Below are 12409 nucleotides of genomic sequence, written 5' to 3'. Positions count from 1 at the left end.
GGGTATTTTTTTTTAATGTAATCTTTATCTTGATGTGGCTATGCTACGCCACCATGATATTCTATCACCATACACTCAAACCCATTCTTAATCGTGTTGGCTCTATGCCCGTCGCGATTCTACTACTATTACTATTGTCCGTTGCATCCGTGATTGGCACAGTATTACAACAAAACCAAGATCAAGCCGACTATTTGCATCAGTTTGGGCCAACATGGTATTGGACGTTCCGCGCTTTAGGTCTGTTCGATATGTACCATACTTGGTGGTTCTTAACCATTCTGGGTTTATTGATGTTTTCTTTGGCAGCGTGTCTGCTGCGCAATACACCACGTTTCTTGCAAGAAATGAAAAATCGTAAAGGCACCATGAATGAAAATGCACGCAAACATATTGAACATAAGTTTGATTTGACCTTTGATGATAAAGAAAAAGCAGTAGCGAGTATTAAAGAGTCGTTACCTGATTGGAAATGGATGGAAACCAAAGTGGGTGATGTGCTTTGGTTACGTGGGGATAAAGGGCGTTTCCATAAGTGGGGTTATATTACCGTTCATGCTGCCATGTTGGTCATTTTGATTGGTGGCTGGATGAGTGTTCAATTTGGTTTCCGTGGTAATATGGCAGTGCCCGAAGGTGGTAAAGAAAGTGAAATATCTTTTCTTAAAGGCACAGGCATCGAATACTTGAAGATGCCATTTGAAATTCGCTGTGATGATTTTAGTATTAACTTTTTCTCCACAGGTGCACCATCTGAGTTTCGTAGTACGCTAACCATTATTGAAAATGGTAAAGAAATGATGACCAAAGATATTATCGTGAATGAACCGTTGTTGTATAAAGGTGTGCGCATTTACCAAGCATCTTTTGGTGATGGTGGTTCGGCGATTACATTGAACCTTTATCGCTTAAATAAGAAGGGTAATGTTGATGTAGCCAAAGCTAGAGTTTACAGCATGTTTGAAGATCCATATTCTGATGTGAGCTTAGAGTTAAAAGATTTCCGTCCGTATAATATTGAAAATATGGCAGCTGCAGGTGAACCTAAAGACTTTAAGGACATGGGTCCATCGGTTGACTTTGTGATTCGTGGTAAGGGTTTGACGCCAGTATTGGTGCGCAGCTTTATGAATCCTTTCATCATCAATGGTAAAAACCAGGGTTCTTATATGATGATTTCAAAAACGGGCGATGCGCGTGATTTTGAAACATTTTTATTGGGCTTGGATTTTTCAGAGCCTAAAGAATGGCAGTTGTTTCAGGCATTTGTACACCGTTTACCAACACAACAAGGTGCAACACAAGAAGATAACTTGAATGCATTCCGCGCATCTTTGGATGAAGTTTACCCTGAGGGAAGACCGAGTGATTTACCTATGTTGGGTAATCGCGTTATCCAAGCGTTGAAAGTGTTGCCTGATATGCCTTGGCCATTTGTGCCCGTGTTAGAAGATTATGATCAAACATATTATACAGGTTTGCAACTTGCCAAAGACCCTGGTATGGATGTGGTTTGGATTGGCAGTGGGTTGCTTGTTGGCGGCTTGTGCATTATGTTCTATGTCGCGCACCGTAAAGTATGGGTGAAAATCCAAGAGCAAGAAGACGGTCAAGTGAAAGTAGAAGTCACCGGTTTAAGTAATCGTAATCCTGTTGCTTTTGAACAAGAGTTTGATGATTTAGAAAAACAAATCAAAACTGCGTATGAACAAGGAGTGAAAGTATGACAGCGATAACAGCAGATAAAGTTAGCTTTACCAGTTCGATGTATAAAGGGCGGATCGCCCATGTACGTAACTGGGCTTATTTGGGTTTACTGGCAGGTCTGGCGGCGATGGCCATGTTTGCAGGTGGTGGTTATGTAGAAGATAACTTTGTATTCCAAATGTTTAGCCTTGAAGGTGTGAAGTGGATGGCTGGTGGTGCTGTGGTTGGTATGGGTTATGCCTTCACAACATCAGAATCCAAGTTCCGCGCATTTCGTTTTTCTGAAATTTTAGTGCCTTGGTTTGATGGTGCAGTGTTGATGGTAGCATTGATGGGATTATATACCTTATTTGAACCGTCTGAAGCGATGATTACCTATGAAGATCAATCCAACTTATTCTCAGGCAATGTGGTTATGACCATGAATGTGGTGATGTTATTTTCAGCATTGTGTTATATTGCATACCTTTTTGCACCTGATTCATTTATTGGTAAATTGGGTACAGCAACTGCTTGGATTGGTGTGTATGCTGGTGGTTCTGCATTATTATTGCGTTGGTATGAATCGTATTTGTTGATGGGTGGTGATATTGGTCATGCACCTGTATCAAACTTGTATGAAGTGTTCATCTTATTGTTTTGTGTGATTTGTGTAATTTATTTAACCCTTGAAAGCCGCCATAATGCGCGTGGTCTTGGTGCATTTGTAATGCCGATTGTGGCAGCAGGTATTTTCTTCTCTATCTGGTTAGAGTCGATTGGACAATCGGATATCAAACCACTTGTACCTGCATTACAGTCCTACTGGATGAAGATTCATGTACCACTAAACTTTGTGGGTTATGGCTCATTTGCGGTGGCTTGTGCTGCGGGTATGGCTTGGTTGTTCCGTAATCGTTTGGAAGAAAGTGGTTCGCAATCAAGATTGTTGTCTGTATTCCCATCATTAAAACAATTGGATAACTTAGCATATAAAGCTGTTGCGATTGGTTTCCCAGCATTTACTTTGGCAACTATTTTGGGTGCAGCTTGGGCAGCAGAAGCTTGGGGTGGTTACTGGTCTTGGGACCCTAAAGAAACTTGGGCATTGATTGTATGGCTTGTGTATGGCGCATATTTGCATGCACGTTTCTCGCATGGTTTACAGGGTAAAACCTTGGCATGGTGGGCTGTGTTAGGTTTCTTGGTGACTATTTTCTGTTTCGTGGGTGTAAACATGTATTTGTCTGGTTTGCATTCATACGGTCAGCTTACCTGATTTAAACTGTCTTTTTTCTATGTCGCTGTTTTCTAAACCTATCTTAGCTTTGGATACAGCGGCGGGTGCGTCAGTGTGTTTATTTTTTCCAGATGGAGAAAGTGTTTCTGCAAACATGAACACACCGCGTGCGCATTCGCGTGAGCTGCTTCCGCTGTTGGAGCAGGTTGTACAAAAGCAAGGTTTGCAGTGGCAGGATATTGGTGCATTTGCTGTTGGTACAGGACCAGGTTCTTTCACTGGTTTGCGGGTAGCATGTGCAACCATTGCAGGCATGAATGCATCGTTGCATAAACCTGTGTACGCTTTGTCTTCTTTAGCTATTACGGCACAACAAGCTTTGGTAGAAGATGAGCTGTGGGCAATTGAAGATGCGCGTTCTGGGCTGGTTTATGCAGCCAAGTTTTCAGCAGGTCAATGTATTGTGCCGCCACAATGTTTAACTTGGGAAGCATTCTTAACATTGCCCGCTGCGCAATATATTGCTTTATCAGAGATTACGTTTGATTTGCCAGGTTGGAAGGCGTTGCCTTTACAGCAAATGCGTGAGCAAGCGTTAATCGCCCAAGTGCGTCAACTTCAACCCGAAATGGATGCTAAAATGTGGGTTGAACCGCTATATTTACAGCCTTCGCAAGCGGAGAAAAATTTAGTATGAGCCAACCATTACGTGTTCTTTTTGTTTGTTTAGGTAATATTTGTCGCTCACCACTGGCAGAAGTGGTGGTCAAATCTGTTGCCCAAGAACAGGGGTTATTGCATCAGTTTCATTTTGAATCGGCGGGTACTGGTGATTGGCATGTGGGAAAAGGTGCAGACCCACGTTCAGCAAGCAAAGCTTTGGAAAAAGGTTTAAGTTTAGAAAATCATCAAGCCCAACAAATTACACGAAAAAATATTGGTGATTGGGATATATTTGTCGCTATGGATAGCGAAAACCAACGCAATTTGATTGCGATGGGGGCAAAACCTGAACAAGTGGTGATGATGCGAGCTTTTGAAGGTACTGCACAAGCACCCGATGTGCCAGACCCTTATTATGGTGGCGCTTCAGGTTTTGAAGATGCATACCAAATGTTAATATTGAATGCGCAAGGTCTGCTTCAATATTTACAACAATTCAAACAACAAAATTAAGCTGATGTTGCGTCAATTACATATACGTTTGCGTATGATGCCCAAGTGGCTACGTAACCATGATACACTGTATTTGGGGCTTTGGTCCTTGGTTGTGGGTGTTTTGGCGGGTTATGGCGCGTTATTGGTGCGTTTTGGCATTGAGTGGGTGAGCCGAATTTGGACAGGTGAAGCATCATGGTCTGAAGGTTTACATGAAATCCATTGGTCTATTTTTATTCTCGCACCATCAATTGCTGGTTTGATTGTAGGCTGGATTAATAATCGTTGGTTACCTGTGACTGAAGAACGGGTGATTCCAGGCGTGATTGAAGCGTTGGCAGAGCGGGGCGGTAAAATATCATTTCGTAAGAGTAGTGGTGAATTTGTTGCCAATATTTTGTCCGTGGGAAGTGGTGCATCGATGGGGCGTGAAGCACCAACCGTGGCGCTCGGTGCGGCTTTGTCTTCATTGATTGGGCAATGGTTTAAGTTGTCGGAAAAACAAATACGTACACTTATTGGCTGCGGTGTAGCAGGTGGTATCGCAGCATCCTTTAATGCACCGATTGCAGGGGTATTGTTTGCCCTAGAAGTGATTCTTGCTGATTATGCGATTGCCACATTTACACCCATTGTCATGTCAGCAGTGATTGCTACGGTGATTACTCGCTCTGAATTGGGAAATTTCCCCATGTTTACGATTCCTGAATTTCGTCTTGTTTCATCATGGGAAATCCCTGCTTATATTGGACTAGGTATTTTTTGTGGTTTATTGGCAACGCTGATTGTGAAAGGTGTGCCTACTGCGCGACATATGTATGAGCGTTATATCTCATTTCCAATTGCAAGACCTGCTGTGGCAGGTTTGTTGTTGGGTTTATGTGCATTGGTGATTCCAGAAATTATGTCCATTGGTTATGGTACTGTGGATGGCATTCTCTTGGAAAATGTGGAAACCAACATGGTCGGTCAGCATTTACCCTTGATACTGTTTTTAAGTATTTTATTGGTGATGAAATTGGTTGTCAGCATTATTTGTTCAGGTGGTAAGTTTGGTGGCGGTATGATTGGTCCATCTGTGTTTATCGGGGCAACGGCAGGTGCACTTTATGGTGGGCTTGTGCATGGTATGTTTCCCACATGGACAGAATCGTATGGTGCATATGCATTGGTTGCATGTGGTGCGATGGTGGCTGCTACGATTCAAGCACCGATGAGTTCTATTCTGATGATTTTTGAGCTGTCCAATGATTATCATATTATGGTGCCATTGATGACCGCATGTGTTGTTGCAGCACTGACCAAACGCGCATTTGGTAGTGATTCCATTTTAACAGAAGTGTTGTCGGAAAAAGGTGTGAATACCGAATGGTCACTTGAGCGCTCATGGATGCGTGCAGTTCCTGTATCGCGATTACCATGGCGTTCTGTGCCGTCAGTTCATGTATCAGATAAATTAGAAGTGTTGAAGAAAGTATATATTTCATCGGGTAAAGGTTGTGTGATTGTGACCAATGATGAAGGGGAAATGGTGGGCATGGTTACCTTTTTCGATTTACAAAAGTGGCTTCTCGATTCCTCACTCGATCAAGTAGTGGTGGCTGAAGAGGTCGCCAATAAAAATGTGATTAGTTTATCAGAAAATGACAGTTTACTTGATGCTATTGATATTTTAGACCGGGCTGCTTTTGAACAAATGCCTGTGACTGATGCAGATAATCCCAAAAGAGTTTTAGGCATTGTATCCCGTAATGCGGTGTTCTCTACGTACCATAAATTGATTGTGAAACATGGTGAAGATCACGCCACCAAGAGCTGGTAATTGAGTTTAAATACAGCACAACAAGCCGCAGTTGAAGCTGAAGATGGCCCCCAGCTTATTTTGGCAGGGGCAGGTTCTGGGAAAACACGTACCGTGGTGCATCGCATTGGGCATTTGATTGCCAACCGCGGTTATGCACCACATCGGATTTTAGCTGTTACGTTTACCAACAAGGCAGCCAAAGAATTACAGCAACGTTTATCTGATTTGATTGGTGATGGTGGCGGTGGTGTTATTTCAGGCACATTCCACTCGATTTCACTGCGTTTTCTGAGAAGTTATGCTGATGTATTGGGTTATCCAAAAAGTTTTCAAGTTATTGATAGTGATGACCAAAAAACGTTGATCAAGCGTATTTTAAAAGCGCGTAATATCCCTTCTGATAGACTGCATCCTTCGTTTCTGAGCAGCTGGATTGAGCAACAAAAAAATGCAGGTTATTTACCTGAACAAGCTGAGTCTATGTTATGGAGCGGTTTAGACCTCAAAGATTTATACATCGCTTACCAAGATGAGCTGAAAACGCTTGAGCGTATGGATTTCTCAGATTTAATTCTTAATTGCGTGGTATTACTTAGAGATTATAAAGATGTGGCGACAGCCATGTTTACCCGCTTTGACCATATTTTGGTGGATGAATACCAAGATACCAACCCTTTGCAACATGAATGGTTGTGTCTGCTTGCCCAAGAGCATCAAAATCTCACTGTTGTTGGTGATGATGACCAGTCCATTTATGGTTGGCGTGGTGCTGATGTGCGTCATATATTAGATTTTGAACGTGTGTGGCACAATGCAAAGGTGCATAGGTTAGAAGAAAATTACCGCTCCACTGAAGCAATACTCAAACTTGCCAATGCAATTATTTGCAATAATGAAGATAGACATGCCAAAACGCTTCATGCAACCCGAGAAGGTGGTTTAACACCTGAATTTCATGTGTGCGTGGATGAATATGCTGAGGCACGGCATATGGCAAAATTGTTTAATGCGCGTTATGCCAACGTGCAGTGGTCAAAGATGGCGGTGTTGTATCGCTCAAATCGTCAATCTTTAGCCATTGAACAGATATTCCGAGAGGAAGACATTCCATACCGTATCATTGGTGGTTTAAGTTTTTTTGCACGCATGGAAATCAAAGATGCTTTGGCATTTTGGGCAATGCTTAATGACTGCGCTGATAGCATGCACTTGTTACGCATTTGTAACAAACCCAAGCGTGGTATTGGTGCAAAGGGGCAAGAAACCATTGCTGCTTTGTTAAGTGCAAGTGGTTTAAGGGTGGTAGACTGGATAGCGAGTATGTTACAGGCAACATCCATGCCTGCACCTATGAAAAAGCTGCTTCCTTTGTTGCAGTTGATTCACGCTATGAAATCTGAAAGTGAGGATATGCCCGATAAAGGGCTGATGTTATTGCTGGAAAAAACGGGGTATATCGACAGCCTTAAAGCATTGGGTGATGTGGAAGGTGAATCGCGCATGGAAAACATCAAAACATTACAAAATTATATCGAGTTGTCTTTGGCATCGGGTATCACGCCCATTGAATTTATGGACAGAGCAGCCTTGATGGTCAGTGGTGAAGAAGATAATGATGATGAAGATGCGGTTAATTTGATGAGTTTACACCGAGCCAAAGGTTTGGAATTTGATACCGTAGTCTTGGCAGGTGTGGAAGATGGTATGTTGCCACACCAGCGGGCGTTGGATGAAGGCGAAGCTGGTATTGCTGAAGAACGCAGGCTTTTGTATGTAGGGGTGACGCGGGCGGAAAATATTTTACATCTCACTTCAGCAAGGTTGCGCCGTATTTTTGGTGATATGACTTACCCTATGCCAAGTCGTTTTATTGCTGATTTGGATGATGGTGTATTGTTTAAGTCGGAAAAAGTGAAGCAGCCAAATATGTTTAAACAAGCGCAAGCTGCGTCAGCAGTTCAAGGGATTGCTGTGGGTGCTTATGTGAATCACCCAAGCTTTGGAGATGGTTTGATTGTAGACTTAGAAGGTGATGGGGATGCAGTGCGTGTAGCTATTGAGTTTGATGCCGTGGGTTTAAAACGCTTGATGCTTAAGTACGCAGCTCTTACAGTATTGTAATCTAGGCTTTCTTTATATGTAAAGCTTCTTACAATGCGTGGCAAAGTGTTTTAGGAGTATATTATGGATCTCAGTAAAATCCCAGCGGGTAAAGATGCCCCCGAAGAAGTAAATGTGGTGATTGAAGTGCCACAGCATGCCGACCCTATCAAATATGAGTTGGATAAAGATTCTGGTGCGGTGTTTGTTGACCGTTTTATGCATACAGCCATGCATTACCCATGCAACTATGGTTTTGTGCCCAATACATTGTCGGAAGATGGTGACCCTGTAGATGTATTGGTGGTCTCTGAGTTTGCTTTGGTGCCCGGTTGTGTGGTGGCATGTCGCCCTGTGGCAGTGTTGCAAATGGAAGATGAAGCGGGCATAGATGCAAAAGTATTGGCAGTGCCGATTACAAAGCTGACCCCTGTGTACAAAGATGTAACAGGTCCAGAAGGTTTACCCAAGTTTTTGCTTAATCAAATCGAACATTTCTTTGAACATTATAAAGACTTGGAGCCGAATAAGTGGGTAAAAGTTACAGGTTGGGCAGATGCTGCCGCAGCTAAAAAAGAAATTATGGATTCAATTGCGCGTTATAATGATTAATTGATTCTTTTGTTGATTAAGGCTCTGCAGTAAGCGGAGCCTTTTTTATTTGCAGTGACCTTATACTGTTAAACTGTTATCTTGTGGCAGCAACATGAATTTTGAAAATGGCAAAAGCGAAAATATATGATACATAAACCGCTAGATTCTTCACCTTCCTTTCCCGCCTTAGGCGGTCGTGTTTCAGCATCAGACCCATGTGTGTTTGTCATTTTTGGAGCATCGGGTGACTTAACCAAGCGGTTGCTTATTCCATCGTTGTTTAACCTTTATAGTGATGGTTTATTGCCTGAGAGTTTTGTGGTTTTGGGTTTGTCGCTTGACGACTTTAGCACGGAGTCATTTCGCCAAAAAATCAGTGTGGATGTACATAAACATTCACGCAGAGAAAAGTTTGATGAAGCGGCCTGGGATAAGTTCTGTGAAAATATTCATTATTTACAAGGCTCGTTTGAAGACCATAAAACTTATGCTAATCTCAATCGTTTTCTTGATGCCTTTCATGGTCGGTATGATACTGAGGGTAATGTCCTATTTTATATGGCAACGCCGCCCAGTATTGTAAGTATGATTTCAGAAGGTCTGCAAAAGGCTGGTTTAAACCAGGAAAACGAAGGCTGGCGGCGTATTGTGGTTGAAAAACCATTTGGTCATGACTTAAGTTCTGCCCAAGCCTTGAACAAAGCTATTCTCACCTATTGGGATGAAAGCCAGATTTATCGTATTGATCATTATTTAGGCAAAGAAGCAGTGCAAAACCTTGTGTCGTTTAGGTTTGCCAATGGCATGTTTGAGCCATTGTGGAACCATACTCATATTGACCATATACAAATCACAGCCAATGAACAAATTGGTGTGGAATGGCGCGGTGGTTATTATGATAACGCGGGTGTTGTCCGCGATATGATTCAAAATCATCTGTTTCAAATGATGGCATATTTATGCATGGAACCGCCCACTTCTTTTGATGCCGAAGCCATTCGCAATGAAAAACATAAACTACTGAATACGGTTCGCATTTTAAAACATGAAGAAGTACATACCCATGCTGTGCGCGGGCAATACGATGCCGGTTTTAACCCTGATGGTACGCCTGCTAAAGCATACCGCGATGAACCTCATGTCGCGCCAGATTCCAACACTGAAACCTTTGCTGCCATTAAACTTCGCATTGATAACTGGCGTTGGGATGGGGTGCCTGTGTATTTACGCTCAGGTAAAGGTATGAGCAGGAAATCCACAGAAATCGTGGTGCAGTTTAAACAAGCGCCCGACTTCACATTTAGAGGTACGCCCGCAGCAGAGCAGCTCGAAGCCAACCAGCTCATTTTTCGTATTCAACCCAAAGAAGGCATTGAATTGCATTTCCTAGCCAAACGTCCTGGACCGTCCATGAACTTACGCAAAGTAAGCATGAACTTTGAGTATGATGAAGCTTTTACCACCCAACCAGGTTTGGGTTATGAAACCATGTTGTTTGATTGTATGCGTGGTGATGCATCGCTGTTCTCACGTTCTGACTTGGTGGAAACATCTTGGAAAATTGTGCAGCCTATCTTGGATGTATGGGGCAAAGAAAAAGATGAAACATTACCCAATTACCCCTTTGGTTCGTGGGGGCCTAAAGCCTCATTTGATTTGTTGTCACCGCGTTGTAAACGCCGTTGGCCAACCCGCTCATCCAAGTTGGCATTAAGAAGCATTCCCATGTTTGAAGGCAGCGATGAAACCATGTTGAGTGCATTTTCTTCTATGTTGAAGTCGGTGGTATTTGATGCAGGCGACCAAATTGTTGATGCGCAAAGTGAGGCACATGAGCTGTTTATTATTCGTATTGGTATGGTGGAAGTGCGCAATAAACAAAACAAGTTGCTCAAAACCTTACAGCAAGGCGATATTTTTGGTGAGTTAAGTTTACTGAGTGCTGAGCAGTTAAGCACCAACACATATGCCAAAACATATTGTGCATTATATACCATGAGTAAACGCGATTTTTGTCGCGTGGTTATGGATAACCCCATGTTTGCGGAGCGTATGATGCAAGTTGCGCGCGAGCGTTATGATATCATTGTTGATACTAAAGATTGGGTGGATTCTGCAGCAACAGAAAGTATGGAAGGAGTTTAGACATGAAATTAGCAATGATTGGTTTGGGTCGTATGGGCGGCAATATGGTCAAACGTTTGATGCAGGGCGAGCATGAAGTGGTGGCTTATGATGTTGATGCCACGCCCGGCAAGGCTTTAGAAGCTGAGTTTGACCGCGTACAAGCCGCATCCGACTTAAAAGATGTGATTACCAAGCTTCCAACTCCTCGCGTGCTTTGGGTGATGGTTCCCCATGAATATGTGGATGACACGATTGCCAATTTACTTGAAGCAGGCGTTGAAGCAGGCGATTTAATCATTGATGGTGGAAACTCCAACTACAAAGAAGGGCAACGCCGTGGCATTGAGCTTGCAGAACAAGGCATCTTGTTTGCCGATTGCGGCACTTCAGGTGGCGTTTGGGGCTTGAAAAATGGTTACTCATTGATGATTGGAGGCGAAAAACAAGCCATTGATTTGATTGCACCTGCTTTAACCACGTTAGCTTCTGATGATGGCAAAGGCTGGGGGCATATGGGGCCAATCGGCGCTGGGCATTTCGTGAAAATGGTTCATAACGGCATTGAATACGGCATGATGCAAGCCTTCGCCGAAGGTTATGACATCATGAAAGCCAAAAAAGAATTTGATTTGGATATGTTTCAAATTTCTCGTGTTTGGCAACATGGTTCTGTGGTGAGTTCGTGGTTATTGGATTTAACGGGTGATGCTCTAGAGCAAGATGTGGAGCTTTCATCATTGTCCGATTGGATGGATGACTCAGGTGAAGGGCGTTGGACAGTGAATGAATCCATTGATTTGGGTATCCCAGCCCCAGTGTTAACATTGGCTTTGCAAATGCGTTTTAGAAGCCGACAGAAAGATGCTTATGCAGGTAAAATCGTGAATGCTCAACGTGCTGGTTTTGGTGGTCATAAAATCAAACCTGCGAAGAAATAAGCTAATTTACATGTTTTTCAATCCACAAACATTAAAACACTTCGCTACGGGTGAAGAAGCCGCAAGTTTTGTGGCAGGTGAAGTAGTTAGAGCTTGTGCAAAATCCATTGCTGAACGCGGTGTGTTTCATTGGGTTTTGGCAGGTGGTAGCACACCTGAATTATGTTATCGCTTATTGCGTGATGCAGATATGGATTGGGCTAAAGTACATGTGTGGTTTGGTGATGAACGCGCACTTCCTTTAGGGCATGCCGATAGAAATGAAACCATGGCACGAAACGCGCTATTAGATGGTGTAGCTATTCCTGCTGCAAATATTCATAGCATTGATTTTGCTAACGGTACACAAGCTGCCGCATCAATTTATGCTCACGATATTGCAGGCATTGATGGTTTTGATTTGGTCATGCTTGGTATGGGCGAAGATGGACACACAGCTAGTTTATTTCCAAACCATGACACACTGCAAAGCAACGATTTAACTATAGCTGAATTTGATTCACCCAAACCCCCATCCGAGCGGGTGAGCATGGGTTTTAAAGCTTTAAACAATCATAAGCAGTGTTTTATTTTAGCAACTGGTGCATCAAAAAAAGAACCCCTTCAAGCTATTCAAAACGGTGCTGATTTACCTGTTACCCATATCGAAAATGCTGTATGGGTGGTTGATAACGCTGCCTGGCAGACTTCTTAATTTTCTACGCTGATATTTTCATTACGAAGAAAAGAAGTTTGTATACTTACTATGCCGTAGGCATATTC

General features: G+C 42.9%; 10 protein-coding genes. All 10 read left to right on the top strand.

Going from position 1 to position 12409, the window contains the following annotated elements; all coding sequences use genetic code 11:
• The first annotated feature begins 53 nt into the window (after positions 1–53).
• The 10 genes from DM09_RS01140 to pgl all read left to right on the top strand — a co-directional run bounded on the left by DM09_RS01140 (position 54) and on the right by pgl (position 12341).
• Complete coding sequence (locus DM09_RS01140; RefSeq protein WP_099098478.1) at positions 54–1727, top strand: cytochrome c biogenesis protein ResB; 1674 nt, start codon at positions 54–56, stop codon at positions 1725–1727.
• Complete coding sequence (gene ccsB, locus DM09_RS01135) at positions 1724–2965, top strand: c-type cytochrome biogenesis protein CcsB (RefSeq protein WP_038246937.1); 1242 nt, start codon at positions 1724–1726, stop codon at positions 2963–2965. Before DM09_RS01140 ends, ccsB begins: the two co-directional genes overlap by 4 nt.
• 19 nt (positions 2966–2984) lie before the next feature.
• Positions 2985–3623, top strand: a complete 639-nt coding sequence (gene tsaB, locus DM09_RS10945) for a tRNA (adenosine(37)-N6)-threonylcarbamoyltransferase complex dimerization subunit type 1 TsaB (RefSeq protein WP_051937880.1) — start codon at positions 2985–2987, stop codon at positions 3621–3623.
• A complete protein-coding gene (locus DM09_RS01125; protein ID WP_038246935.1) occupies positions 3620–4102 on the top strand; it encodes a low molecular weight protein-tyrosine-phosphatase in 483 nt (160 codons plus the stop codon). Before tsaB ends, DM09_RS01125 begins: the two co-directional genes overlap by 4 nt.
• A 4-nt stretch (positions 4103–4106) precedes the next feature.
• Positions 4107–5906, top strand: coding sequence for a chloride channel protein (locus DM09_RS01120; protein ID WP_081881034.1), 1800 nt, complete (start codon positions 4107–4109; stop codon positions 5904–5906).
• Positions 5907–8009, top strand: coding sequence for an ATP-dependent helicase (locus DM09_RS01115; protein ID WP_038246932.1), 2103 nt, complete (start codon positions 5907–5909; stop codon positions 8007–8009). It begins immediately after the preceding gene.
• A gap of 63 nt (positions 8010–8072) precedes the next feature.
• The gene (gene ppa / locus DM09_RS01110) at positions 8073–8600 is read left to right on the top strand and encodes an inorganic diphosphatase (protein WP_038246930.1); all 528 of its coding nucleotides are present in this window, start codon (positions 8073–8075) and stop codon (positions 8598–8600) included.
• A gap of 126 nt (positions 8601–8726) precedes the next feature.
• A complete protein-coding gene (gene zwf / locus DM09_RS01105; protein WP_038246927.1) occupies positions 8727–10727 on the top strand; it encodes a glucose-6-phosphate dehydrogenase in 2001 nt (666 codons plus the stop codon).
• A 2-nt stretch (positions 10728–10729) separates the two neighbouring features.
• Positions 10730–11647 (top strand): phosphogluconate dehydrogenase (NAD(+)-dependent, decarboxylating), encoded by a 918-nt coding sequence (gene gnd / locus DM09_RS01100; RefSeq protein ID WP_038246925.1) that lies wholly within the window; start codon positions 10730–10732, stop codon positions 11645–11647.
• Between the two features lie 10 nt (positions 11648–11657).
• Positions 11658–12341, top strand: coding sequence for a 6-phosphogluconolactonase (pgl, locus tag DM09_RS01095; protein WP_038246922.1), 684 nt, complete (start codon positions 11658–11660; stop codon positions 12339–12341).
• The last annotated feature ends 68 nt before the right edge of the window (positions 12342–12409 follow it).

Source organism: Ghiorsea bivora (genome assembly GCF_000744415.1).
Taxonomy (GTDB): Bacteria; Pseudomonadota; Zetaproteobacteria; order Mariprofundales; family Mariprofundaceae; genus Ghiorsea; species Ghiorsea bivora.
Note: the sequence above shows the minus strand (reverse complement) of the source record. Positions and strands in the feature narration are given on the sequence as shown.

Coding starts and splice junctions, on each gene's coding strand:
- DM09_RS01140 (WP_099098478.1), top strand. CDS start 54: ATGATATTCTATCACCATACACTCAAACCCATTCTTAATCGTGTTGGC.
- gnd (WP_038246925.1), top strand. CDS start 10,730: ATGAAATTAGCAATGATTGGTTTGGGTCGTATGGGCGGCAATATGGTC.
- pgl (WP_038246922.1), top strand. CDS start 11,658: ATGTTTTTCAATCCACAAACATTAAAACACTTCGCTACGGGTGAAGAA.
- ppa (WP_038246930.1), top strand. CDS start 8,073: ATGGATCTCAGTAAAATCCCAGCGGGTAAAGATGCCCCCGAAGAAGTA.
- zwf (WP_038246927.1), top strand. CDS start 8,727: ATGATACATAAACCGCTAGATTCTTCACCTTCCTTTCCCGCCTTAGGC.
- ccsB (WP_038246937.1), top strand. CDS start 1,724: ATGACAGCGATAACAGCAGATAAAGTTAGCTTTACCAGTTCGATGTAT.
- tsaB (WP_051937880.1), top strand. CDS start 2,985: ATGTCGCTGTTTTCTAAACCTATCTTAGCTTTGGATACAGCGGCGGGT.
- DM09_RS01120 (WP_081881034.1), top strand. CDS start 4,107: ATGTTGCGTCAATTACATATACGTTTGCGTATGATGCCCAAGTGGCTA.
- DM09_RS01125 (WP_038246935.1), top strand. CDS start 3,620: ATGAGCCAACCATTACGTGTTCTTTTTGTTTGTTTAGGTAATATTTGT.